The organism is Flavobacterium sp. ov086, assembly GCF_900187965.1.
Taxonomy (GTDB): domain Bacteria; phylum Bacteroidota; class Bacteroidia; order Flavobacteriales; family Flavobacteriaceae; genus Flavobacterium.
The window spans coordinates 18,633-42,819 of sequence record NZ_FZNL01000029.1 but is presented as its reverse complement, the minus strand read 5'-3'; the positions used below and the strand labels follow the sequence as shown (position 1 = coordinate 42,819).

General features: G+C 32.4%; 23 protein-coding genes. 13 read left to right on the top strand and 10 right to left on the bottom strand.

Going from position 1 to position 24,187, the window contains the following annotated elements; all coding sequences use genetic code 11:
* The first annotated feature begins 95 nt into the window (after positions 1-95).
* Positions 96-2,414 carry a DNA helicase RecQ gene (recQ, locus tag CHB81_RS23505; RefSeq protein WP_089354270.1) on the top strand — a complete coding sequence of 773 codons (2,319 nt, stop codon included), beginning with the start codon at positions 96-98 and terminating at the stop codon, positions 2,412-2,414.
* Between the two features lie 110 nt (positions 2,415-2,524).
* On the opposite strand, the gene CHB81_RS23500 is transcribed toward recQ, so the two are convergent.
* From CHB81_RS23500 to CHB81_RS23485, 4 genes are all read right to left on the bottom strand, one after another.
* Positions 2,525-3,040 carry a DinB family protein gene (locus tag CHB81_RS23500; RefSeq protein WP_089354269.1) on the bottom strand — a complete coding sequence of 172 codons (516 nt, stop codon included), beginning with the start codon at positions 3,038-3,040 and terminating at the stop codon, positions 2,525-2,527.
* A gap of 29 nt (positions 3,041-3,069) precedes the next feature.
* Positions 3,070-5,655 (bottom strand): phosphoenolpyruvate carboxylase, encoded by a 2,586-nt coding sequence (locus tag CHB81_RS23495; RefSeq protein WP_089354268.1) that lies wholly within the window; start codon positions 5,653-5,655, stop codon positions 3,070-3,072.
* Positions 5,656-5,745: 90 nt separating this feature from the next.
* Positions 5,746-6,225, bottom strand: a complete 480-nt coding sequence (locus CHB81_RS23490; RefSeq protein ID WP_007805990.1) for an Lrp/AsnC family transcriptional regulator — start codon at positions 6,223-6,225, stop codon at positions 5,746-5,748.
* Between the two features lie 77 nt (positions 6,226-6,302).
* Entirely contained in the window at positions 6,303-7,457 is a 1,155-nt protein-coding gene (locus CHB81_RS23485; RefSeq protein WP_089354267.1) for a M14 metallopeptidase family protein, read from the bottom strand.
* A gap of 312 nt (positions 7,458-7,769) precedes the next feature.
* Between CHB81_RS23485 and CHB81_RS23480 the strand changes: the two genes are divergently transcribed.
* Positions 7,770-8,246, top strand: a complete 477-nt coding sequence (locus tag CHB81_RS23480) for a helix-turn-helix transcriptional regulator (protein ID WP_089354266.1) — start codon at positions 7,770-7,772, stop codon at positions 8,244-8,246.
* Positions 8,247-8,329: 83 nt separating this feature from the next.
* On the opposite strand, the gene CHB81_RS23475 is transcribed toward CHB81_RS23480, so the two are convergent.
* A complete protein-coding gene (locus CHB81_RS23475) occupies positions 8,330-8,881 on the bottom strand; it encodes a 1-acyl-sn-glycerol-3-phosphate acyltransferase (RefSeq protein WP_089354265.1) in 552 nt (183 codons plus the stop codon).
* A gap of 64 nt (positions 8,882-8,945) precedes the next feature.
* Here CHB81_RS23475 and CHB81_RS23470 point away from each other — a divergent pair, with 64 nt between their 5' ends.
* From CHB81_RS23470 to CHB81_RS23445, 6 genes are all read left to right on the top strand, one after another.
* On the top strand, positions 8,946-9,611 hold the full coding sequence (locus CHB81_RS23470; protein ID WP_089354264.1) for a spermidine synthase: 666 nt from the start codon (positions 8,946-8,948) through the stop codon (positions 9,609-9,611).
* Between the two features lie 11 nt (positions 9,612-9,622).
* Positions 9,623-10,300 carry a peptidoglycan DD-metalloendopeptidase family protein gene (locus tag CHB81_RS23465; protein ID WP_089354263.1) on the top strand — a complete coding sequence of 226 codons (678 nt, stop codon included), beginning with the start codon at positions 9,623-9,625 and terminating at the stop codon, positions 10,298-10,300.
* 6 nt (positions 10,301-10,306) lie between these two features.
* Positions 10,307-10,783 carry a hypothetical protein gene (locus CHB81_RS23460; protein ID WP_089354262.1) on the top strand — a complete coding sequence of 159 codons (477 nt, stop codon included), beginning with the start codon at positions 10,307-10,309 and terminating at the stop codon, positions 10,781-10,783.
* A gap of 9 nt (positions 10,784-10,792) precedes the next feature.
* Entirely contained in the window at positions 10,793-11,317 is a 525-nt protein-coding gene (locus CHB81_RS23455; protein ID WP_089354261.1) for a hypothetical protein, read from the top strand.
* A gap of 51 nt (positions 11,318-11,368) precedes the next feature.
* Positions 11,369-11,839 carry a nuclear transport factor 2 family protein gene (locus CHB81_RS23450; protein WP_089354260.1) on the top strand — a complete coding sequence of 157 codons (471 nt, stop codon included), beginning with the start codon at positions 11,369-11,371 and terminating at the stop codon, positions 11,837-11,839.
* A 140-nt stretch (positions 11,840-11,979) separates the two neighbouring features.
* Positions 11,980-13,722 (top strand): APC family permease, encoded by a 1,743-nt coding sequence (locus CHB81_RS23445; protein ID WP_089354259.1) that lies wholly within the window; start codon positions 11,980-11,982, stop codon positions 13,720-13,722.
* Between the two features lie 321 nt (positions 13,723-14,043).
* On the opposite strand, the gene CHB81_RS23440 is transcribed toward CHB81_RS23445, so the two are convergent.
* The 3 genes from CHB81_RS23440 to CHB81_RS23430 all read right to left on the bottom strand — a co-directional run bounded on the left by CHB81_RS23440 (position 14,044) and on the right by CHB81_RS23430 (position 17,372).
* Positions 14,044-14,649 carry an NAD(P)H-dependent oxidoreductase gene (locus CHB81_RS23440; protein ID WP_089354258.1) on the bottom strand — a complete coding sequence of 202 codons (606 nt, stop codon included), beginning with the start codon at positions 14,647-14,649 and terminating at the stop codon, positions 14,044-14,046.
* Positions 14,650-14,770: 121 nt separating this feature from the next.
* On the bottom strand, positions 14,771-15,631 hold the full coding sequence (locus CHB81_RS23435) for an AraC family transcriptional regulator (RefSeq protein ID WP_089354257.1): 861 nt from the start codon (positions 15,629-15,631) through the stop codon (positions 14,771-14,773).
* A gap of 253 nt (positions 15,632-15,884) precedes the next feature.
* A complete protein-coding gene (locus CHB81_RS23430) occupies positions 15,885-17,372 on the bottom strand; it encodes an aminotransferase class V-fold PLP-dependent enzyme (RefSeq protein ID WP_089354256.1) in 1,488 nt (495 codons plus the stop codon).
* 182 nt (positions 17,373-17,554) lie between these two features.
* On the opposite strand from CHB81_RS23430, the gene msrA reads away from it, so the two are divergent.
* From msrA to CHB81_RS23410, 4 genes are all read left to right on the top strand, one after another.
* Complete coding sequence (msrA, locus tag CHB81_RS23425; RefSeq protein ID WP_089354255.1) at positions 17,555-18,088, top strand: peptide-methionine (S)-S-oxide reductase MsrA; 534 nt, start codon at positions 17,555-17,557, stop codon at positions 18,086-18,088.
* A gap of 167 nt (positions 18,089-18,255) precedes the next feature.
* Positions 18,256-19,824: a YdiU family protein gene (locus CHB81_RS23420; RefSeq protein WP_089354254.1), complete on the top strand. Its 1,569-nt coding sequence runs from the start codon at positions 18,256-18,258 to the stop codon at positions 19,822-19,824.
* Between the two features lie 178 nt (positions 19,825-20,002).
* Positions 20,003-20,905: an OmpA family protein gene (locus CHB81_RS23415; RefSeq protein WP_089354253.1), complete on the top strand. Its 903-nt coding sequence runs from the start codon at positions 20,003-20,005 to the stop codon at positions 20,903-20,905.
* Between the two features lie 15 nt (positions 20,906-20,920).
* Entirely contained in the window at positions 20,921-21,529 is a 609-nt protein-coding gene (locus CHB81_RS23410) for a hypothetical protein (protein WP_089354252.1), read from the top strand.
* A gap of 91 nt (positions 21,530-21,620) precedes the next feature.
* Here the strand turns inward: CHB81_RS23410 and CHB81_RS23405 are convergent, their stop codons facing one another.
* Together CHB81_RS23405 and CHB81_RS23400 are read right to left on the bottom strand one after the other, a co-directional pair.
* Positions 21,621-22,586 (bottom strand): YpdA family putative bacillithiol disulfide reductase, encoded by a 966-nt coding sequence (locus CHB81_RS23405; protein WP_217899738.1) that lies wholly within the window; start codon positions 22,584-22,586, stop codon positions 21,621-21,623.
* Entirely contained in the window at positions 22,583-23,065 is a 483-nt protein-coding gene (locus tag CHB81_RS23400) for a CYTH domain-containing protein (protein WP_089354250.1), read from the bottom strand. The genes CHB81_RS23405 and CHB81_RS23400 overlap by 4 nt, the downstream gene beginning before the upstream one ends.
* 201 nt (positions 23,066-23,266) lie before the next feature.
* Between CHB81_RS23400 and CHB81_RS23395 the strand changes: the two genes are divergently transcribed.
* Complete coding sequence (locus CHB81_RS23395; RefSeq protein ID WP_089354249.1) at positions 23,267-24,178, top strand: OmpA family protein; 912 nt, start codon at positions 23,267-23,269, stop codon at positions 24,176-24,178.
* Positions 24,179-24,187 lie beyond the last annotated feature (9 nt).

The window sequence follows — 24,187 nt, the reverse complement described above, 5'->3', positions numbered from 1 at the left end:
AATATTTGATTTTAAATATATTTTTTATTTTATAAGAAAAATAGTATATTTAATACTTTTACAACATTCGAAATAATAATGAAAATATCTGCCAAATGAGTTCAGAAGTATTACACGCCAAATTAAAAGAAAATTTTGGGTTTGAAAAATTCAGACCTAATCAGGAAACAATCATAAATACAATCCTTTCAGGTCAGGATACTTTGGCTATTATGCCAACTGGTGGAGGAAAATCAATTTGTTTTCAATTGCCAGCTTTGGTTTTACCGGGAATCACGATTGTGATTTCACCGTTAATTGCCCTGATGAAAGACCAGGTTGATAGTTTGAAAACCAATGGAATCAATGCTTGTTACATAAATAGCAGCCAATCTAGTGAGGAACAGCAATTTTATATTGATAATTTAAAATCTAATAAATTTAAACTTGTTTATATAGCTCCAGAAAGTTTATCTTATTTGGATGTGGTTTTTAATGAGTTGACAATCAGTTTAATTGCGATTGACGAAGCACATTGTATTTCTTCATGGGGACATGATTTTCGTCCGGCATATACAAATTTAGGATATTTAAAAAACCGCTTCCCTACTACTCCAATTCTGGCTTTGACCGCAACTGCTGATAAAGCAACGCGTACAGATATCACAAAACAATTAAACTTAAAAAATCCAAAGACATTTGTAGCTTCTTTTGATAGAAAAAATTTAAGTTTAGAAGTTCGTCCGGCATTAGATCGGGTGAAACAAATTATTGATTTTGTTGAAAAGAAACCAAATGAATCAGGTATTGTTTATTGCTTAAGCAGAAAAACCACAGAAGAACTTGCCGATAAATTGCGAAAAAACGGTATAAAAGCCAAAGCTTATCATGCAGGTTTAGACAATAAACTTCGGGCAAAAACGCAAGATGAATTTATAAATGATGATTGTCAGGTAGTTTGTGCTACAATTGCTTTTGGTATGGGAATTGACAAATCGAACGTACGATGGGTTATTCATTATAATTTACCAAAAAACATCGAAGGTTACTATCAGGAAATTGGTCGTGCCGGTCGTGATGGATTGCCTGCCGAAACAGTTTTGTTTGAAAGTTATGCCGATGTGATTCAGCTTCAGAAGTTTGCGTCCGAAGGATTAAACTCTGATGTTCAGTTGGCAAAACTGGAAAGAATGAAACAATATGCAGATGCATTAAGTTGTCGTAGAAAAATTCTTCTTTCCTATTTTGGTGAACTCGTTAAAGAGAATTGCGGAAACTGCGATATTTGCAAAAATCCTCCAACTTTTTTCGATGGTACGATTCTCGCACAAAAAGCATTGTCAGCAATTACACGATTAGAGCAATCTGAGCCTTTGGCTGTAATTGTAGATTTTTTGCGTGGCTCGAGAAACGCGTATATCTACGAAAAAAATTATCAAAGCTTAAAAACGTACGGAATTGGCGCTGACATTTCCTGGTATGATTGGAATCAATATTTAATTCAATTAATTAATCTTGGATATTGCGAAATTGCCTTTCATCAGCACAATAAAATTTTATTAACTCCTTTTGCAAAAAAAGTTTTGTTTGAAGGGGAAAAAGTAAAATTGAATACTGTTGTCAAAAAAGTAATTGATAAAAACGAAATCAAAGAGACAAAAACTAAAGCAGCTAAAAATTCTCTTTTTGAAATTCTTAGAAAACTTCGTTACGAAATTGCAAAAGATGAAGAAGTTCCGGCTTATGTGATTTTTAGTGATGCCGCTTTAAGACAAATGGAAAGTTTAAAACCAACAAATGATGAAGAGTTCCTGGCAATTGATGGTGTTGGTAAAGCTAAGCTTGAAAAATATGGTTCAGAATTTATAGATGCCATAATTTATTATGAAAAAGTAAAAAAAGCAAATGCTAAAGTAAAAAAAGAAAGCAACACTTATAAAACAACTTTAGAACTTTTTAAAAGTGGTAATAGTGTTGAAGAAATTGCCGAAAAAAGAAATTTGGGACAAGCAACTATCGTATCGCATTTGGCAAAATTATATGTTGACGGACATGATTTTGATTTAAGTCAGTTTGTTTCAGAAAAAGAAATTTCTCAATTGCAAAAAGTGCAAATCGAGCTTGAATTTCCAACTGCATTGAAACCTTATTATGATTATTTTGAAGAAAAAATATCTTACGATAAAATTCGATTTGGATTAGCTTTTCTAGAAAGGCACAAAAATGATGATGAAAAGCTAAAAATTAAAGCTTATTCATTGGATGAGAAAAGATTAGAAAATCCTGAAGCTTATAAAAAATGGAGTTCAGAGGAAGATTCAGATCTTGTTCATAATTTTTATCAAGGAAAGAAAGTGAAAGAAATAGCGCTTTTGTTAGGAAGAAATGAAGGCGCAATAAACTCCAGATTGAAAAAATTAGAATTGAAAAAATAATTTTCTCAGTTTTTTTTATTTCATTTTTGACTTAGTAGAAATTATAAATCATCTGTAAAAAAAATCCTGTGAAAGAAACTTCACAGGATTTTTTTATATTAAATAAAGAACTACAAATACCTCTCTTCAAAAACTTTTTGATGATGCTTTTGGTGTCCGATAATTACAAACCCCAAAGCACGAACAGAAATTTGATTGTTAGATGCGGTACCAATTCTTTTAAGTTGTTCTTCAGATAAACTTTTGTAAAACAATAGATTTGAATGTCTCAATGCTGATAATTCAGTCAGTAAACTCTGAATACTTCTGCTTCCTGAATCTGTGCTATTTGCGTAATCGTCTTCTTCAAAACTAGGCAATGGCGTTTTATCATTTCTGGAGAATCGCAAAGCGCGGTAAGCAAAAATACGCTCACAATCCATTATGTGTTGGATGATATCTTTAATAGTCCATTTTCCTTCTGCGTACCGATAATCAAATTTATCCATTGGAATATTTTGAACAAATTTTATAAAATCATGCAAAGAGATTTCTAACTCTTCAAACAAATTTACATTTCCGGCCTCTTTAATATAATTAGTAAATCCGCCTGAATATTCATTTTCTGTCAATTGATCTGCATTCATTTTTTACAACTTTTTATATTATAATTTTGTTATGCTGAATTTCTACTCGCATTAGTATTTCCGAAAAGTGATCTTGTAACAATTTTTTCATATACTTTGATCAGATCTTCGTTCGCACTATTTTCTTTGTTTAATTCATTAATTCTTAACAAAGCATATTGTTGTATTGTTAAGAGTGGTAGTACAATACGTTCTCTTATTTGAATAGAAGCTATACCATCAGGATAATTTTCCATAAGGGTTTTATGATCTGCAATTTTAAGTAAAAGACGTTTTGTTTCTAAGAATTCATCATAGATAATTTGCCAGAATTCTCCAAACTCAGGGTCTTTTTTCATGTATGCTGTAAGTGGGAAAAATGATTTTGCCAATGACATCATACTGTTTTCAAGCAAGGTTTTGAAGAATAAAGAATTGTGATACAAATCATATACTTTGTCCCATTGACCACTTTCTTCAAAATATTTTAAAGCAGATCCAACTCCAAAGAAACCAGGTACATTTTGTTTTAACTGACTCCATGAACCTACAAATGGAATTGCACGTAAATCTGCAAAATCCAACTGTTCAGATTTACTTCTTTTTGATGGACGGCTTCCAATATTTGTTTTAGAATAGTATTTCAAAGTACTCATCTTCTCTAAATACGGGATAAATTTCGGATGGTTTTTAAAACTCAAATATTTATCATATCCCAAACCTGCTAATTGCGTTAAAATTGCAGTTTCTTCAGCAGATAATTCATTTTGAGCTTTACTGAAAACTTGGTTTGTAACACCGGCACTCAATAGATTCTCAATATTGTAACGGCAAGAATCAAGAGTTCCAAAATTAGAACTAATCGTTTGCCCTTGTACTGTAATCTGAATTTCGTTATTTTCAATTTTTGGTCCTAACGACGCGTAGAATTTATGTGTTTTTCCACCACCACGAGCCGGAGGCCCGCCACGTCCATCAAAGAAAATAGCTTTAATTCCGTATTTTCTGGAAATTTCAGTTAATGCAACTTTAGCCTGATAAATACTCCAGTTTGCCATTAAGTAACCGCCATCTTTAGTTCCATCAGAGAAACCAAGCATAATAGTTTGTTTATTTCCTCTTGCTTCAAGATGTTTCGAATATTCAGGATTGGTGTACAATTGCTCCATGATTTCATGAGCATTTTGTAAATCATCAACTGATTCAAAAAGCGGAATAATGTCAACAGTAGGATTTTCCCAATCATTCAAACGAATCATTGCAAAAGTTTCCATTACATTCAAAGCACTTTCATTATTGCTAATAATGTAGCGATTAGCGCCAAACTCACCATTAGCTTTCTGAATTGCTTTTATAGCTTGTACAGATTCCAGAGTAGATTTTGTAATCTCGTCATTAAAGTCATTAGGATCTAATTCTCCTTTAACTTTCGATAAAACTGCTATTTTTTCAGATTCAGACAATTCAAAATAATTCTCAGGGAATATATTTGAACCGGAATTCAAATAATGATTCACTACATCTTTAAATACAGCGTCGTGAATTTTACTATTCTGACGAATATCCAAAGTAGCAAAATGGAATCCAAATAGATTAATTTTTACTAAGAAAGCTTCCAGTTCATCAAGATATAATGACTGGTGTTTCTCGATAATAATATTTCTGATTTTGTTTAATTGCGATAGTAATTCTTCTAAAGTGATGTAAATCTCTCCTTTGGAATAAAAAACAGAACGATAAAGTTTATGTTCAAGTTCTGCTACCAAAGTATCTACTCCTGAGAAGGTTAGCTTACGTTTAAGATTTCTCATTTCAACATAATAACACTTTAAAATAGAAGTGCGCAAACGGTCTGCCACTTTTAAAGTAATCTCAGTTGTAACGAATGGGTTTCCGTCACGATCTCCTCCAGGCCAGAATCCTAGTTTGATTAATTGATTCTCAATTGACTTTCCTTCATTTATGTTTTTCTGCAAATAATGAACAATTTCTCCCGAAGTAGCATAAAACACATTCTCTAAATACCAAATCAAAGAAACCGCTTCATCATAAGGATTTGGCTTTTCGTTTTGAATAAAAGGAGTTTTTCCTAATTGTGCTAATAATTGTTTTATTTTTAGTAAATCATTTAAACGAATTGCTTCGGTTAAATCATTGATAATACCCAAAACAGGTCCAGGATAAAATTGTGTTGGATGCGCTGTCAAAACTGTTCTAACGTTAAAACTTTCAAGGAATTCCATTAATTCCTCGTCTTTTTCCTTAGCATCTGATTTTTCTTTGATATCACGCAAAGATCCACGACCTTCCATGTTGTTAACAACTGGAAAAGCAGCATCTTCGATTGCATCAAAAAGTACAATTTGGCGCTCTATATACTGAATAAATCGAAACATTAAGTCGATTTTTTCAGTCTCTGAAGCATTGTTTAGGTATTTATTTGAAAAGAAATCAAAGATTTCTTTTGGAGTTTCTTGTTTTTTAAAGCCCGTTTCGCAAGTTTCTGTAAATAAAGGAAGTAAAACTCCGGTATTATCTATAGAATCAAATGGTAATGTTATAAAAACACTATTATAAATGTGATATTTAGAGAGAACATCTTGATTAAAACGTTCAATTTTGGGTAACGTGTACATAATTGTGTTGTAGTTGGTTGGTTAATTAGTCATAAAAAAACCCCAAGAATAAACTTGAGGTTATATTTTAATATAGCATTCAAGAAAATATTACATATTTTTAAAAATAGTATGCATCAAACGCTTCTTATCGTTTATACTTTCTTCTAATGAAATCATTGTTTCTGTTCTGTAAACGCCTTCAATATCGTCAATCATAAAGATAACCTCTTTTGCGTGCTTAGTATCTTTTGCTCTAATTTTGCAAAAAATATTGAATTTACCAGTAGTTACAGATGCCACTGTAACGAAAGGAATTTGATTGATGCGCTCTAGTACAAATTTAGTTTGAGACGTATTATTAAGGAATACACCAACATAAGCAATAAATGAGTACCCTAATTTATCGTAATCTAAGGCCAATGAAGAGCCCATTATTATTCCGGCGTCTTCCATTTTTTTTACTCTAACATGTACTGTTCCAGCAGAAATCAATAGTTTTTTTGCAATGTCAGTAAACGGAACTCTCGTATTGTCTATTAACATATCTAAAATCTGGTGATCTACTTCATCTAAACGAAATTTACTCATAATTCTTTAATTAATATTACTAATTGCTATTACAAAGTATAAAAATATATATAAAAAACAACAAATTCACATAAAAATTAACTTTTTATCAATCCGTTAACAAATTTAACATTTTTATCTAAACAAAAATCTGCTTTTTGATTCATTTTCGGAAAATTTGTAAAGTCATCTGAATAAACCGCTCCTTTTGCATCGTATTCATAATGTCCGAAATAATTTTCCAACTCACCTACTTCAACTATGTAAGCGTTGAAATGAATCTTATTTTCAATCAATTCTTCTTTGTATTGTGCGACAAAATTCGTAATAATTTCGATACCATCATAATTTATTTTGATATTTTTATACATAAAATCATAAAAAACGACTTTATTTTGTGAAATATTCAAATAATCATGAATTCTATTGTCAACTAAATCGTTTTCGTCAATCAGTTTGAAACTCGTAATAAGTGAGAAAAATAAGAGCTTTCGGGTGATTTCTCTACAATAGTCATTCGGAAAATGACCTCCTTCAAACAAGATTGTCGGCACTCCCAAAAACTGAAAAGTATCTCCTATGCAATTGATATTGAATGAATCATCAAAACGGCCAACCTGTCCCGGAATGTATTTTTGCAGAACATCATTGATTCCTGCGATCACATTTATGGCTTTTAATCGGTTGTCGTTAATCTCTCTTTCTTCGTTATATGAAGGTGCTAAAAACGAAACTGTAGCTGGTTTTCCAGTATCGCCTGCTCCAAAAATAGTTCGCTGATCATGAAGATTAAAACAGTAATGTGGTTTAAAAGATTCGAAAACCTCTCTTAAAACCTTGCTTTCTGGTTGAGTCAGGTTTTGAGAATCGCGATTTAAGTCAATTTTATTGGCATTTTCACGTGTATAAAGTCTTGCGCCGTCAGGATTTAATATCGGAATACTGTAAAACGTAAATGTTTTAAGCATTTTCTCTGCAAATTCAGATCCGCTGTTTAATACGTTAATGAAATCAAATAAGGCTTTTGTAGTTGTGCTTTCGTTTCCATGCATCTGTGACCAAAGATAGATACGTGTTTCTCCGGTACCAATTTCATAGCTATATATAGATTCGCCTAAAACTGATGTTCCAATAATTTTGACTTGATTGTTTGTATTTAACTTATCTAATAAAGGTTGAATGTGGTCTAAAGTTAAGTAACGACCTTCTATAGATTGTTCTTTGTATTGGCTGAATAATTCTTCTAAATTCATTGTCTTTTGATTAGTTTACAAAAGTAAACATCTTTATTTTTACAATTGTAAACAGTTTAAAATAGTAGAAATTTAGAAATGTAAACACGAAATTATGTTAATATTGATAATCTGATTCTAATGGAGTTAACAAATGTGATTACTTTAAATAGCAGATAGTAATAGTTAGTATTTCAATGCGTTATGTATTATTACTTAAAGTAATTGTTAGTGATTTAAGAGCTATTGAATTCAGTTTACAACTGTAAAATAGGTTATCTGATTCTTTTTAGTTACATTTGTAAACACAGGAATTAATTATAATAATTTACAATGGTAAACATCGATGATTTTGTAAAAAGACTAGAGATTATACTGGATTATTATGCTCTAAATGCTTCTTCTTTTGCAGATAGAATTGGGGTGCAACGTTCCAGTATGTCTCACCTACTTTCGGGCAGAAACAAACCAAGCTTAGATTTTGTTCTTAAAATTCTGGATGTTTTTCCAGATATAGATATTCATTGGATTCTAAACGGAAAAGGAAGTTTTCCTAAAAACGAAGAAGGAAATAGTGCTGTAAAAAATTATGAAACTCAGGAAATTGAAAACCCGTATGCCCCTACTTCATCAAATGAAAATGTTATGGCAGGAAATTTATTTTCTCAAATAAATAATAAGGAAGAGGAAAAAACTCAGACAAGATATTCACCAGAGATAAAAAATCAAAATTTGAGATCAGAGGAAAGCGAAATTGAGAAAATAGTTATTTTTTACAAAAACGGGACATTTAAGTCCTATGTCCCATAAATTATAAAAATCGTGTATTTGAAAATTTTTAAAAATATTTTTGATTTAAGCGATTCTCACATAATCAAAATAATATTGAAAATTTAGAGTTGAAATCCATTTTGAGGAATTTTACCAACAACTCCATCATAATGCTTTTTTAAAACTTGCATGTCAGCTTCGTAATTTCCTGTTGTGAGAAACGGCTTTCCTAAATTAACTTCTTTTTTGCCCCAATCAAATGCAACGGGAACAATTGGCACGTTTGCTTTTAATGCTATATAGTAAAAACCGGTTCTTATTTCTTTTACTTCTTTGCGCGTTCCTTCTGGAGCAACTGCCAGTCTAAAAACTTCTTTACGATCAAAAATCGCGGCAATTGAATCTACTTTATTTAATCCGCCGGAGCGATCTAATGGCTCACCTCCTACGCTTCTAAAGTAATATCCAAAAGGAAACTTAAATAATTCCTTCTTTCCTACCCAGTTCATTTCCAATCCGGAAATTCCACGGGTAAAAATTCCTAAATAAAAATCATGATTACTTGTATGCGGCATCACCATCAATATACATTTTTTCACCTTGGCATTTTCAATTCCGATTATCTTCCAGCCCATTAGCTTAAAAAAGATGAATTTATACAATTGTTTTTTCATTAAAATTTATTTTTCGTGCAAAATAAAAGATTTAAAGTGGTAATTTTGAGTAAAAGCATATAAAATGATTCAAAAGTTATTCAGTTATCTAATTCCAATCAAAATATTCAAGAAAAAATCAGCCAGAAGCAAAATAATCGAAGTTACATGGGCGAATGGCGAGTTAGTTTTAGATTCTGAAAACACCAATTATTCGTACGGAAGTTTGCAGCGTATATTAAGATATGGACTTAGAAATATTGGATATAAAGCAATTCTTGAAATGGATCACGTTCTATTACTGGGTGTTGCCGGCGGAAGCGTGATAAAAACATTGGTTGATGAAGTTGAGTATAAAGGTAAGATTACCGGTGTTGAGATTGATTCAGAAATGATTCAGATTGCAAATGAATATTTTAACCTTAATCAAATAAAACAGTTGGACGTTATTATTGATGATGCTTTTGAATTTGTTTTGAAAACAAAAGAGAAGTACAATTTAATAATCATTGATATTTTTGAAGACATACACATGCCAAATTTTTTGTTTGAGAAATTTTTTAGCGAACGTGTTTGTTCTTTATTAAAAGATCAGGGTTTTGTTTTATTCAATACAATGATTCTCGATGAAGCGCATAATGTTCGAAACAGAAAATACATATCTGAGATAAACCCAAAATTATTTACTTCAAAAATGCTGCCCCGCATAGAAGTTCATAACGAATTAATAATTATTGAAAAAGTCGCCTAAATCTAAATTTTATGAAACCTCTTGCCTCTATTTTAAAAGCCTTACCACCTACAAAAGTAATTGATTCAAGTATTGATTTTTCTAAGTATATACCTTTAGATTTATCTGTTACCAATCAGGAATTAGTTGAATTTAAACCTGAAAATGCTGTTGAATTCGAGAATTTTATTTCAAACTATCTCAAAAAAAATAACGCCGAAGTTGCTTATGGCGGTTATATCGAAGGACGGACATTATATCAAAGAAGTACAATTTTTAAAAATGATTCTATTCCAGAACGCAATATTCATATTGGTCTGGATTTATGGACAAAAGCAAATACTGCTGTGTTAGCTCCGCTTGATGGAAAAGTACATAGTTTTAAAAATAATATTGGTTTGGGTGATTATGGCCCAACGATTATTCTGGAACATGAAGTTGAAAATGAAAAATTTTATACTTTATACGGACATTTATCGTTAGAAAGTATAGAGAACCTCACCGTTGGGACATTATTTAAAAAAGGGGAAAGAATTGCTACTTTAGGAAATTCAGATGTTAACGGAGATTACGCACCTCATGTACATTTTCAAATTATACAAAACATTGAAGAATACTGGGGAGATTATCCCGGAGTTTGCAATACAAATGACCTTAACTTTTATATAGAAAACTGTCCCGACCCTAACTTATTATTAAAAATTACTTAAATAGTTATGAAGAAAGCAGGATTGATTATATGTTTGTTGTTATTAATTGGATGTAAATCTAAAACCATTACCAGAGATACAGAAGATTTAAAAGTAAAGAAAGTTTCCAGCGCCGAAATTAATGCGAATCAACAGAGAAAAGCCTACGAATTAGGCAAAAGAGTTTTGGAAACTTGCAATACATCAAAATTTAAACCTTTTAATGAAACTGAAGTAACCCAATCGGTTAGAGAAAATACGACTGAAGAACGATTGACTAAAACTTGTTTGAGATTTAGACAATACTACGGAAGTTTTATTGATTTGAAATTAGATGGCGTTTACAAAACCAAACAAGAAGTCATATATCGCTATCACGCTTTATATACCAAAAAAGTGGCCAACAAAGAGTTGCGTGTTTTTGTAAACGAAGACAATCTAATTTCGGCAATAAAATCTATGGATTGGGATGAAAAGTTTGATTCAAAAATAACAGATCAATAAACTAAGACTATGAATTTAAGATTACCGCTGCTTGTAGTATTGCTAATTTCGACTTTTGTAAATGCTCAGAATACAATGAGTGTAAAAGACTCAAAACCTTTTCCGGCAACGCAAACCTATACTTTTATTTGCGAAAAATATGCCTTTACAGGTGAAACGAGTGTTCAGATTGCAAAAACAGATAAAGGCGGAATCTTAAAATTAACTGTTCAGACTGCCGATGATAAAGCGAGAATTGCTGGTGGTGTTTATATTGATTTAGCCAATGCAGATGTGATTGCCTGCGTAGATAAAAATGTAAAGGAATCCTCTGATGGTAAGACTTCAGCCTATTATTACTTTACGCCTTCCGAGTTTGCAAAGCTAAAAAAAACCGATATATATGCCGTTCGATTTATCATTTCAGGCGGACCCGATACGTTTGGAAATCAAACTGGGCATTTTACGGCAAAGAACAAAATGAATTATTTTTCTACAGCATATGATAAGTCAAAAAAATCATATGACACGGCAAAAGAAATTAGTATTTTATAACGGAGTCATTTAATAAAATTAATCTTATATTTATAATCTAATACTTTTCTTATGAATGCCAACGAAGCTTTAATTACAAAATTCTACACTGCTTTTGCAAATGCCGATGCTAAAACAATGAGTGAATGTTATCATCCCAAAGTTCATTTTATTGATCCCGCTTTTGGTTTATTAAAAGAAAAACAAGTTTCTAAAATGTGGGAAATGTTGATCTTAAAAAGCAAAGGCAACTTAAAAGTTGAGTTTTCAAATGTTAAAGCTGATGATTTTTTTGGTTCTGCAAATTGGGTTGCTACTTATAATTTTAGTAAAACCAACAGAACTGTTATCAATAGAATCGCTGCTGAATTTTCGTTTCAAGACGGTCTAATTGTCAAACATACAGATAATTTTGATGTTTGGAAATGGTCAAAACAGGCTTTTGGTCCAATGGGATATTTACTAGGCTGGACAGGTTTTTTTCAAAATAAAGTTCAGCAACAAGCCTTATCATCCCTCAAAAAGTTTCAGGAATCCAAATAATTTTGTTAAATTGGATATTCTAAATATGCACATTAGCTAAAATATAATTTTAGTCTTATACAATCTATCTGCCTCTTAAAGAATTTGCTTGTCTGTTTCTACATTTTGTTGAGTTAATCGTGTTTTAATCTTGAATATCTATGAAAGAAATTGTACACAAAAAACTAAACCAATTACAAGCAACTGCAATTTGCGGAAACGATATCAGTTCTTCCTGCCTATACGTTTCGGCATTGACTATTTTGTATGCTGGACAGTATGCCTGGATTTCTTTAATAATTGTTGCAGTAGTTTTATTTCTTTTCAGACGAATTTATGGCGAAGTTGTTGGAGCAATTCCGTTAAACGGCGGGGCTTACAATGTTTTATTAAATACTTCAACCAAACGATTAGCTTCCTTAGCAGCAACATTAACCGTTTTATCCTATATGGCAACTGCAGTAATTTCAGCTTCTGAAGGAATGCATTATTTAAATGGAATTTTCGAAAGCTTAAACGTAACTATTGCAACAATTGTCGTTCTTATTCTATTTACCGGACTTGCAATTTTAGGCATAGGTGAATCTGCATTTGTGGCCGTAATTATTTTTGTGACCCATATTGCCACTTTAACCTTACTTGTTTTAGCTTCGTTATGGTTTATTTTAAATAATGGTTTAGAAACTTTTCATATCAATTGGCAAACACCAATTGCTTATGGAAATATAAAAACAGCACTATTTCTGGGGTTTTCAGCCGCCATGCTCGGGATTTCAGGTTTTGAAAGTTCAGCTAATTTTGTTGAAGAACAACAACAAGGAGTTTTTCCAAAAACGCTGCGAAACATGTGGGCAATTGTAAGTTTCTTTAATCCTGTAATCGCTATTTTATTAATCAGCGTAATTCCGTTAACAGAAGTTGGAGCCAACAAAGAATCACTTTTAGCCCATTTAGGAGAAACAACTGGAGGGTCGTGGCTGGCGTGGTTAATTTCTATAGATGCCGTTCTGGTTTTATGCGGAGCTGTATTAACCTCATTTGTTGGAGTTTCCGGATTGCTAAACCGTATGACATTAGACCGGATTCTTCCAAATTATTTTCTAAAACAAAACAAAAGAGGATCACATTACCGCATCGTAATAAGTTTTCTGGTTCTATGTATTTCAGTGCTTTTTGCTACAAATGGGCATTTAGAATCATTAGCCGGAGTTTATACTTTTTCGTTTCTGGCTGTAATGGCATTATTTGGAATTGGAAATTTACTACTAAAATTCAAACGAAGTAAATTACCAAGACCCGAGCGTGCACGTGGTATTGCGGTTGTAATTGCTGTTTCTTTCATTATTGCCGCTTTCATCGGAAACATGAGATTGAACATCAACGCATTTTATACCTTTTTGCAATACATGGTTCCTTCCCTACTTTTCATCGGAATCATGCTCAACCGTGTTATTCTGATAAAACTTTTAATCGAAGCTCTGGAATATTTCTATCAGCCACTCCGCAGATTCGTTATTGTGAGCAATCGCTATTTGCAGAAAATGAGCGTCGAAATTAACTCGCAGGAATTTGTCTTTTTTACTAAAGGCGATGATATTGCAATTCTAAACAAAGTCTTACAATATGTTGAAAATAATGAAACTACCAAAAAACTAAAAATAGTTCATGTCATAAACGGCAAAGTAAACAATGAAGAATTAAAAAGAGATCTCGAAGTTTTAGATCGTGCCTACGATGACATCGATATTGAGTTCCTGGAAATAAAAGGTGTTTTTGGTCCGGACATTATAGACGAACTTTCTCAAAAATGGAAAATTCCAAAAAACTTCATGTTTATTGGTTCTCCCGGAAATAAATTCTCTTATCGCGTTTCAGATCTTGGCGGAGTCCGTCTGATTATGTAAAGTTATCAGGAGCAGACCATTTCGGTTTTTCAAGACCAGAAGTCCCGCTTTCACCTATATCTTTGTTCGTTCCTCTCAAAGGATATCGGCTCTATCGGGGCTAAGCCAGAAATCTATAATTCATAACAAATGAAAAAACTGTCGGGTTTACTTTGTAGAATACACATTGAGGATTCAGATTGTCAAATCTTTGTCAAAGTTTAAAACTTTGACAAAGATAAGTCACAGATAAACTTTACGTTGTCCAATAAAATTATATTTCAACCACAATAGACTTTGTGAACTTTGTGTAAAACTTGAAGAACTTCTCGGTTAATGTGTCTACAAATTAAAAACGTCAGCTAAATGCTCCGGATAATTTTCAAGATAACTTTTGATAGTTCCACCTTTAAAAATATCAAAGCAATTGTAATCCGGTGAAACATCAAAACCACAAAAACGATAGCTGCTCGAAATATTCAAAAACAAATCTGATGTCGTTTTTCCTTGCATGAACTGCTGAGAAGGATTTCCGAAAGCCTCTTCGGGAGCGTTCCAAGTTGCTGAGATCATGAACTTTTTTCCCTGTAATTTTCCACCACTTCCATATTGTTTTGTCAAATCTTCGAGTGATCTCCCGTCTCCCGAAAGGAATTTTTGACTATGTAATCCGCTGTTAAAAACTTCGTCCGTATACTTTTTATAAATCCACGGAGCGCCAAACCAATTTACGGGAGTTTGCAGAATTACAATATCAGCGCTTAAATGTTTTTCAACTTCTTCATCAGGATTGTATCCATTTTCGATCTTAGTTTCAAGAACTTCGTAATTCTTGTCTTCAAAAAATTGTTTTGCAATTTCAATAAAGGAGCTGTTTAATTTTCCTTCCGTCCAATTTGGGTAAGTTAAATGCGTATTAATCAATAATACTTTCTTTTGTTTTTCCATTTTTAATATTTCTATTTTCTACTCAGCAAAAGTAAAAATGGATCATCGAGAAGGAAGAGACAAACTACTAGTAAAAAAGAAACAAATTACTGATGATAAAAAAGCTACTTAACACATCGTATTAATGATTGATTTTTATTTGCTCCCGATATTCTTTAGGAGTTAGATTGACTTGTTTCTTGAAAAACTTAGAAAAATAGTTTGGATACTCAAAGCCTAATTCATGAGCTACTTGAGTATTATTCATTGCGTTATTTTTTTCTAATAATTCCTTTGCCCTTTTTATTACAAACTCATGAATATTCTCAAGAGCCGACTTATTAGTAAAATGTTTAATAATATCCCCCAAATAGTTTGGAGTCAAACCCAACTGATCGGCAAAATACTGAACATTTGGAAGTTGCTTAACCGGTTTATTGTAATAATCTTTTAAGCCTTGCTGAAAATCGGTTACAATACGATTATACTGTTTTGGGTTTGTAGAAAATTGTCTATTATAAAAAGCTTCAACTACTGAAATCAATACATTAATATAAGAAAGTAAAACTCCAAAATCTTGTTTTTCGTTTTTATAATACTTGTACATCAAACCAAAAAGTGTTTGTATTTCCTGCACCTCGCTTTCTGTTAAATATAAAGCCTCATGTTGACCGTAATCAAGATACGTTTTGAATAAAAATCTGTTTTCTTCAATAATCTTTTTAGAAAGCTGCACATACATTCCGGTATAATCAGGTTCAACATTCCATCCATTTAACATGTCAGGACTGCTAAAAAATATCGCTGTTATAGGTTTTAGAACAGGTAATGTTTTATCAGTATAATCAATTTTAATTGAAATACGATAAAAATCAGCCTTCACAGGCTCAGATTGTGACCGCATATTTGGAGAATCATAATAACCAATATCGATATCATTATCGATTGGTTTTTTTAATCCAACGTATTCATTAAACGATTCAAAATCCTTAAAGATTATCATTTTACTGTATTGCTAATTTTGACAAAGGTTATAAAAAAAACTATAAAAATAGCCCTGGCATTTTTAATTTCAAGGTTTCGCGGCTTAAAAATCTGCTTTCAAGACATAGCTTTGCGTCCTTAAGAAGACAAAGTACAAAAAACAAACTTTGCTTTCTCTGCGAAAAACTTAGCAGACTTTGCGGTTAATTAAATAAGAAACCCGACTGGTTTAAAAATCAATCGGGTTCAATACTATATTTTGTTGTTTATTTTTAAGACTTAAACCAACCAGCAACCAATTCATCTTCAAATGAATTAGCATTTTTATGGATAAATTCGTTTGTGTTTTTATTATAAGAATAGTCCAAAGCCCATGATTTATGATTTTGGGCTAAATCTTTAATGCTTTCGCAAACAAAAGCAATTTCTTTATCAGTAGTTGTTGGGTGAATTGACATTCTAATCCATCCCGGTTTTTTGATTAAATCACCAATAGTAATTTCATTAACCAACTTATTTGAAGTTTCCTGATCTACGTGTAACAAAAAGTGCCCATAAGTTCCCGCACAGCTGCATCCTCCTCTGGTTTGAATTCCGAATTTATCATTCAGTAATTTTACACCTAAATTAAAATGTAGATCTTCAATAAAGAAAGAAATTACCCCCAAACGATTTTTATGTTGTCCGGCAAGAATTTTAATATTTGAAACCGGATCTAACTCGTTAAAAACAAAATCAACAATTTCGTGTTCACGCTGTAAGATGTTTTCAATTCCCATTTCTTCTTTAAGCTCAATTGCAAGTGCGATTTTAATCACTTGCAGGAAACCTGGAGTTCCGCCATCTTCGCGATCCTCGATATTATCAATATATTTATGTTCTCCCCAAGGATTTGTCCAGCTTACCGTTCCTCCGCCAGGACAATCAGGAATCATATTATGGTATAATTTTTTATTAAAAATCAAAACTCCCGAAGTTCCCGGGCCTCCTAAAAATTTATGAGGAGAAAAGAAAATAGCGTCTAAGTAAGCCTCTGGATCTGCAGGATGCATATCGATTTCTACATAGGGTCCTGAACAAGCAAAATCTACAAAGCAAACTCCATTATACTGGTGCATTAATTTTGCAGCTTCATGAAACGGTGTTTTTAAACCCGTAACATTTGAACATGACGTTATAGAAGCAATTTTTATCGTTCTGTCAGCATATTTTTCTAATAATAAAGCCAAATTATCTAAGCAAAAAAGTCCTTTTTCACAAGACGGAATAATCTCAACATCTGCAATAGTCTCTAACCAAGAAGTTTGATTAGAATGATGCTCCATATGAGAAATAAAAACAACAGGGCGTTTTTCAGCAGGAACTATAGTACAATCCTTCAAGTTTTCAGGGATTTTTAAACCTAAAATACGCTGAAATTTATTGATAACACCAGTCATTCCTGTACCATCAGTAATTAAAACATCATCATTATTGGCATTGGTATGGCGCTTAATAATGTTTCTTGCGTGGTGATATGCTTTTGTCATGGCAGTACCTGACACAGTAGTTTCTGTATGAGTATTAGCCACAAAAGGGCCAAATTCATTCAGAAGTTTCTCTTCAATCGGTCTATATAAACGTCCGCTGGCAGTCCAGTCAGTGTAAACAATCTTTTTTTTGCCGTAAGGAGAGGTAAATTCCTGATTAACCCCTACAATATGTTGTCTAAAATCCTGGAAATAGGTTTCTAAAGTGATGGTATTATTTTTGCTATTCATTAGTGTGCCTGAGTTTAATTGCAAATATATTGCTTTTTTATAGAATTGCGAATTTATCAATTGTAAACTTCAAAACATTAGATAACCTTTTAGTATCTTTAATTAAATAGTCTTTTTTTGAATAAATCGTCATAATATTCTATCGGATTAATAGGGCATGTAAAACTTTAACTATAACATTTATGGGAAATTTATCAGTAGCTACTTTTGGTGGTGGATGTTTTTGGTGTATAGAAGCTGTAATTCAGCGTTTAAAAGGTGTAGAATCTTTAAAATCAGGTTATTCAGGCGGGTTTATCAAAAATCCTCCGTATCGTGAAGTTTGCACTGGCAGGACCGGTCATGCAGAAGTCATACAAGTAACCTTTAATCCTGACATAATTTCATATCATGATTTAATTTTCATATTCATGACAAGTCATGATCCTACAACTCTAAACCGCCAAGGTGCAGATGTTGGAACACAATATCGTTCTATTGTTTTGTATCATGACGAAGAACAAAAAGTAATTGCAGAGCAGGTTTTTGAAGAAGTTAAACCTTTTTATGAAGATCCAATTGTAACGCAATTAGTTGAATTTGAAGTATTCTACGAAGCCGAAGAAGATCATCAAAACTATTACAACAACAATCAGGATGCTCGTTATTGTCAAATCGTAATCGATCCGAAAATTCAAAAACTAAAAAAAATGTACGCTAAGCAATTAGCAGATTAATAAAGGTTTGTTACAGATTTTATTATAACGATCTAAAAAAATAGCCACGAATTCACGATTGATTGCGCATAGTTTTTTAAAATAAATTCGTGAATTCGTGGCAGTTTTTCAAATAATGAAATCTTTCCAATCTTTAATATCGGAAGTGACAAGAAATAAAAAATAGAATGAAAAATTTAAAGATAAATAACAGATTTACAGCTGAATTACCTGCAGATACTAACGAAGTAAATGAAGTTCGTCAGGTATCAAATGCGCTTTTTTCGTATGTGAATCCAACAAAACCATCAAATCCACAATTAATTCATGCTTCAGAGGAAGTTGCTGAATTAGTTGGAATTACTTCTGATGAAATTCAATCTGAATCGTTTTTGAATGTTTTTTCAGGGAAAGAAATTCTTCCAGAAACTCGTCCGTATGCGATGTGTTATGCAGGTCATCAATTTGGAAATTGGGCCGGACAATTGGGTGATGGACGCGCTATTAATTTAGCAGAAGTAGAAAATGACAATCAGTTTTTCACACTTCAGCTAAAAGGTGCCGGAAAAACTCCATATTCAAGAACTGCCGATGGTTTGGCGGTTTTGAGATCTTCGGTTAGAGAATATTTATGTGCCGAAGCAATGTATTATCTTGGAATTCCCACTACCCGATCACTATCCTTAATGTTGTCTGGTAACGAAGTTTTACGTGATATTTTGTACAACGGAAATCCGGCTTATGAAAAAGGAGCGATTGTTTGTCGTGTGGCACCATCGTTCATTCGTTTTGGAAGTTTTGAAATGCTGACAGCACGAAATGAGCTTAAAAATCTGAAACAATTTATTGAATATAATATCAAACATTATTTTCCGGAAATTAAAGGAGAACCAAAAGAACAATATTTGCAGTTCTTTAAAACCGTTGCTGATAAAACCCGCGAAATGATTTTGCATTGGCAGCGTGTTGGTTTTGTACATGGTGTGATGAATACGGATAATATGTCTGTTCACGGAATTACGATAGATTATGGTCCTTATGGATGGTTAGAGAATTACGATCCAAATTGGACTCCAAACACAACAGACAGCCAATACAGAAGATATCGTTTTGGGAATCAGCCGCAAATTGCACAGTGGAATTTATATCAACTGGCAAATGCAATTTACCCTCTAATTAACGATACCAAACCTCTGGAAGACATACTTGAATCGTTTATAATAGATTTTAATTCTGATTATAAACTTATGTTTTTAAGCAAATTAGGATTGTTTACTTCTAGTGAAACTGATGATGAATTAATTGCGAATCTGGAAACAGCTTTACAATTATCGGAAACGGATATGACAATCTTTTTTAGAAATTTAAGCACAGTTCAGAAGTCGGATTCTGTTGAAAAAGCGATGGAAAAAATTCAGTATTCTTTTTATATTCCAGAGCAAATTTCGGGTGGGATATTAGATTCCTGGAATAATTGGTTTACTCTTTATATTCAAAGATTAAATACAGAGAAACTTTCGGATAAGGAGCGTTTAGAAAAAATGAATGCAATCAATCCAAAATATGTTTTAAGAAATTATATGTCTCAATTGGCTATTGACGCCGCTGATCAAGGTGATTACTCTTTGATAAATGAATTGTACTTGCTATTGCAAAAACCTTATAACGAACAACCTGAATACGAAAAATGGTTTGCAAAACGTCCAGATTGGGCAAGATCTAAAGTAGGTTGTTCTATGCTTTCCTGTAGTTCTTAAATCACTTTTCTTAAAAAAGTCAGAATAAAATTTTAATAAAAGTCTAAGTTTAGAAAATTAAATGTATTTTCTAAACTTAAACTTCTCTATTTAATAGTTTTAACAAGAAAAATAATTATTTTAAGATCTCTTTCTTAAGTTTAATGCTTATTTTTGTAAGAATTTTAAACTCAATGTTATGTCTAAGAAATTATTTTACTTATTAGGCATTGTAGTAACGATTATTTTGGGAACTATATTGTACCTGAAATTTTGCTGTAGTTGCTGCGTGCCAACAAAAACTACTGATAATACAACAAATATTGTCAAAACTCCGGAGCGAAATCAGACTCCGTTTTTCTTGGATGGTTCAGGAATTAACTATCAATGCAATGATAACTTTAATTTCTTACAGAACAACTCTGCGCTGTTAGAACCAATAAGTGATTCTATTTCTATTGGTGTTGAAGCTCTAAAAGATGTCTTACTGGAAAATCCCAACCAGAAAATCACCATTACCGGATACGCAATGAGTAACGAAGAGAATGCAACTAAATTTGAAAATTTAGGTTTAGCACGTGCTAATGATGTCAAAACATTTTTTGTTTCTAAAGGTTTGGCAGAATCGCAATTTGATACCAAAGGTGAACTTGTCGATTCCTGGCAAATATTAGGAGATACTCTTTCTGGACCTGTCAAATTTATATTTAGTACTTCTGCAGCTTCAAATTCAACTGATTTAGATCTTTTAAGAGACAAAATAAACAAAAGCCCGCTTGTCTTATACTTTAACACCAATCAGTCAAATAATAAATTAAGCACCTTAGAAAATCAAAAAATAAACGATATTATCAGCTATACAAAACAAGTTCCTGATGCGAGGGTATTAATTGTTGGTCATTCTGATAATGTTGGAAATCGCGATGCCAATACAGTTTTGGCACAAAAAAGAGCCGATTTTACTAAAGACTATCTGATAAAAAACGGAATTGAAGCTTCTCGAATAGAAACACAATCACAAGGTCCTGACGCTCCTGCTGCTGACAATAATACTGCAGCCGGAATGGCCAAAAACAGAAGAACTGTAATTACAATAAAATAATAAAACATAAACATCATGAATATACCTTGTATCTTAATCCCCGCGCTGGTAGGGTTAATCTGTGGAATTTTGGGTTACTTAATTGGAAAAATGAATTCAAAAGATGGAAATGACTCGAAATCTGTAGAATTAGAATCTGAATTAAATAAATGCTTATCAATTACTCAAAAACTAAAAGCTAAAATAGTAACTTTAGAATCTGATTTAGAATTATGCAAATCTAATGGGGTAAAATTAAATACTAAAATTTCAAATTTAGAAGCAAGATCTACTTCTGAAACCAATAATGTTAGTTCATTTGCTTCAAAAGTTACTCCGATAGTTCTTTTTAATAGTGAGCTCGCTTCTAGCGTTTTTGGAAAAAAAATTAAAATAAATGATTTAAAAATAGTAGAAGGAATTGGTCCAAAAATTGAAGAATTATTTAATTATGCCGGAATTAATACGTGGCTAACACTATCTGAAACTTCTACTGAAAAATTACAAGCTATTCTGGATGCAGCTGGAGAAGGTTTTTCTTTACATAATCCGGGAACCTGGGCAAGACAAGCAGAACTGGCTTTTCTTGGAAAATGGCAAGAACTAAAAGAATGGCAAGATATTCTTGACGGTGGCAAAGAATAGTAATTAAGTACAAGAAAAGAGCTGGTTTTGATCAGCTCTTTTTCATTTATCTTTTAAAGTAAGAAGTTGATACAGATAGAAAAATTAGGTTCTATTTTGAAGTAATATAGTCAACAATCATATTGGCATGAATACGCGAATTTTCAATAAACCATTTATGAGTCTGCATTCCGCCACAGACAACTCCTGCCAGAAATAATCCTTCAATGTTTGTTTCCATTGTTTCAGGATTGTAAGATGGCGTTTTTAGTGCATCTTCGGATAATTTAATTCCCATTTTTTCAAGAAAAGTTAAATCTGGTTTGTATCCGGTTAAAGCCAGAACAAAATCATTTTCTATGATAACTTTTCCGTCTGGAGTTTCAATTTCTACTTCATTATCACGAATTTCAGTAATATTCGATTCGAAATAAGCTTTTATATTTCCTTCGGCAATTCGGTTTTCGATATCGGGTTTAACCCAATATTTTACACGATTGTTTATTTCGTTTTTTCGGATCACCATAGTAACATTAGCTCCTTTTCTCCAACATTCTAAGGCAGCATCAACAGATGAATTATTGGCGCCAACCACAAGAATATTTCTAAAAGCATATTCGTGTGCTTCTTTATAATAATGGCGAACTTTAGGCAACTCCTCTCCTTTTAGATTCATCTCTATCGGAATGTCATAGAAACCAGTTGCAATAATAACATTTTTAGCTGCATATAAAGCTTTGTCTGTTGTTACTTTAAATAAAGAGTTTTCCAGTTTATGTACTTGCGTTACTTTTTCAAATAAATGGATTGAAAAGTTAAAATAGCGATGGATATTTCTGTAATATTCCAACGCTTCCTGACGTCCGGGCTTTGGAGCCAGACAGTTAAACGGAATATCCCCTATCTCAAGTCTTTCTGCTGTAGAAAAAAAAGTCATGTACAAAGGATAATTAAAAATACTGTTTACAATGGCGCCTTTTTCGAGAATTAAATAACGTAAATTTTTCTTCTGAGCTTCAATTGCGCAAGCAAGTCCAATTGGTCCGCCTCCAACAATGATTAAATCATATTCTCTCATAATTCATATTTCTCCCAGTATTTAAAAGGATTTTTACTCAAATAAGCGTTGTAATATCTTTCATCATTGGTTACCTCTTCTCCTAACCAATCCGGTTTTTCAAAAGATTCTGTTTCAGATTCTAATTCGATCTCAGCCATTACTAAGCCCTCGTTTTCACCATAAAATTCGTCTACTTCAAAGGTGTGTTTTCCTGATTTTATTTCGAAACGTGTCTTTTCAATTTTGCCTTTCTCACATAATTTAAGCAATTCCTGAGCTTCACCAATCGGAATTTCATTTTCCCATTCAAAACGAGTCATTCCACCATGTTGGCCTATTCCCTTTATAGTTATAAAGCCTCTTTCGCCTTTAATTCTAACTCTTACAGTTCTTTCGGGTGCAGAACTTAGGTAGCCCTGAGCTATTCTATTTTGGGTAAAAGCCTGTTCTTTGAAATCATCAGATTTCACAAGAAACTTTCTTTCTATCTCGACCATTTCGTGTTTAAATTAATTTTTAATGCAAGTTACTCAATTTAATCGTGTCATAAAATTGTGATTTGTGACTATCCTGACTTATTTATAACACACCTGTTTAATTATCTCATAATTAGGTATGTAACTTTAAAATAACTAATTATTAATTCATTCTGTATTTATTTTTTTGTTAAATTTGATAGAATCTTAACTTCATCACTTATGTCTAAAAAAGCACTTTATCTATTAGGCATTGCAATAACAATCATTTTAGGTACTTTTTTGTATGTGAATTTGTGTTGCAATTGTACTATGAAAACACCAGCAGGTGATACTGAAAAAGTACCGGTTGTTGTGGCCCAGGACGTTGTTATTGTCCCTTTTATTCTAAATGGTTCCGGAATTGATTATCAAAGTAATGATAACATCAAGTTCCTTAAAAACAGTTTTGCAGTAGTTCTGCCTGTTAGTGATTCTGTATCAATTGGAATTGAAAATCTTAAAACATTTTTGATTGCAAATCCTAAGCAAAAAGTTACCATCACCGGTTATGCTACTTCTGATGAAACAAATACGACGACTTTTGAAAATCTAGGCCTGGCGAGGGCAAATGATATTAAAAAATTCTTTGTTTCTAAAGGTTTACCTGATGCTCAGTTTGATACTAAGGGAGAGATTAAAGATAAATGGAAAATGGATGGAGATACCCTTTTAGGGCCTGCCGATTATACGTTTGCTGCTGCAGAAGCAACTCCAGCCGTTACGGATGAATGGGTTATCTTGAAAGATAAAATTAATGGTGATCCGTTAATTTTACACTTCAGTACCAATAAGTCCAGCTATAAATTGACAGCTGTTGAGAAACAAAAAGTAGCCGATTTGGTGAAATATATGGAGCATGTTAAAGATGCCGTTATTCTGGCTGTTGGACATAGCGATAATGTTGGAAACCGTGACTCTAATATTGTTCTTGGGCAAAAACGTGCTGAATTTTCTAAAAGTTATTTGTCTAAAAATGGTATCGAAGGCAGTCGTATTACAACAGAATCAAAAGGTCCGGATGAACCAATTGGCGAAAACACTACTGCTGAGGGCAAAGCAAACAACAGAAGAACTGTTATTACAATCAAATAATTAATCAAA

What these genes read in the sequence shown, in the direction of transcription:
- CHB81_RS23495 (WP_089354268.1), bottom strand. Translation starts at nt 5,655, where the DNA reads ATGTACACGTTACCCAAAATTGAACGTTTTAATCAAGATGTTCTCTCT.
- CHB81_RS23490 (WP_007805990.1), bottom strand. Translation starts at nt 6,225, where the DNA reads ATGAGTAAATTTCGTTTAGATGAAGTAGATCACCAGATTTTAGATATG.
- CHB81_RS23460 (WP_089354262.1), top strand. Translation starts at nt 10,307, where the DNA reads ATGAAGAAAGCAGGATTGATTATATGTTTGTTGTTATTAATTGGATGT.
- CHB81_RS23500 (WP_089354269.1), bottom strand. Translation starts at nt 3,040, where the DNA reads ATGAATGCAGATCAATTGACAGAAAATGAATATTCAGGCGGATTTACT.
- CHB81_RS23465 (WP_089354263.1), top strand. Translation starts at nt 9,623, where the DNA reads ATGAAACCTCTTGCCTCTATTTTAAAAGCCTTACCACCTACAAAAGTA.
- CHB81_RS23455 (WP_089354261.1), top strand. Translation starts at nt 10,793, where the DNA reads ATGAATTTAAGATTACCGCTGCTTGTAGTATTGCTAATTTCGACTTTT.
- CHB81_RS23485 (WP_089354267.1), bottom strand. Translation starts at nt 7,457, where the DNA reads ATGAATTTAGAAGAATTATTCAGCCAATACAAAGAACAATCTATAGAA.
- CHB81_RS23440 (WP_089354258.1), bottom strand. Translation starts at nt 14,649, where the DNA reads ATGGAAAAACAAAAGAAAGTATTATTGATTAATACGCATTTAACTTAC.
- msrA (WP_089354255.1), top strand. Translation starts at nt 17,555, where the DNA reads ATGGGAAATTTATCAGTAGCTACTTTTGGTGGTGGATGTTTTTGGTGT.
- CHB81_RS23395 (WP_089354249.1), top strand. Translation starts at nt 23,267, where the DNA reads ATGTCTAAAAAAGCACTTTATCTATTAGGCATTGCAATAACAATCATT.
- recQ (WP_089354270.1), top strand. Translation starts at nt 96, where the DNA reads ATGAGTTCAGAAGTATTACACGCCAAATTAAAAGAAAATTTTGGGTTT.
- CHB81_RS23430 (WP_089354256.1), bottom strand. Translation starts at nt 17,372, where the DNA reads ATGAATAGCAAAAATAATACCATCACTTTAGAAACCTATTTCCAGGAT.
- CHB81_RS23470 (WP_089354264.1), top strand. Translation starts at nt 8,946, where the DNA reads ATGATTCAAAAGTTATTCAGTTATCTAATTCCAATCAAAATATTCAAG.
- CHB81_RS23400 (WP_089354250.1), bottom strand. Translation starts at nt 23,065, where the DNA reads ATGGTCGAGATAGAAAGAAAGTTTCTTGTGAAATCTGATGATTTCAAA.
- CHB81_RS23420 (WP_089354254.1), top strand. Translation starts at nt 18,256, where the DNA reads ATGAAAAATTTAAAGATAAATAACAGATTTACAGCTGAATTACCTGCA.
- CHB81_RS23475 (WP_089354265.1), bottom strand. Translation starts at nt 8,881, where the DNA reads ATGAAAAAACAATTGTATAAATTCATCTTTTTTAAGCTAATGGGCTGG.
- CHB81_RS23405 (WP_217899738.1), bottom strand. Translation starts at nt 22,586, where the DNA reads ATGAGAGAATATGATTTAATCATTGTTGGAGGCGGACCAATTGGACTT.
- CHB81_RS23445 (WP_089354259.1), top strand. Translation starts at nt 11,980, where the DNA reads ATGAAAGAAATTGTACACAAAAAACTAAACCAATTACAAGCAACTGCA.
- CHB81_RS23435 (WP_089354257.1), bottom strand. Translation starts at nt 15,631, where the DNA reads ATGATAATCTTTAAGGATTTTGAATCGTTTAATGAATACGTTGGATTA.
- CHB81_RS23415 (WP_089354253.1), top strand. Translation starts at nt 20,003, where the DNA reads ATGTCTAAGAAATTATTTTACTTATTAGGCATTGTAGTAACGATTATT.
- CHB81_RS23480 (WP_089354266.1), top strand. Translation starts at nt 7,770, where the DNA reads ATGGTAAACATCGATGATTTTGTAAAAAGACTAGAGATTATACTGGAT.
- CHB81_RS23450 (WP_089354260.1), top strand. Translation starts at nt 11,369, where the DNA reads ATGAATGCCAACGAAGCTTTAATTACAAAATTCTACACTGCTTTTGCA.
- CHB81_RS23410 (WP_089354252.1), top strand. Translation starts at nt 20,921, where the DNA reads ATGAATATACCTTGTATCTTAATCCCCGCGCTGGTAGGGTTAATCTGT.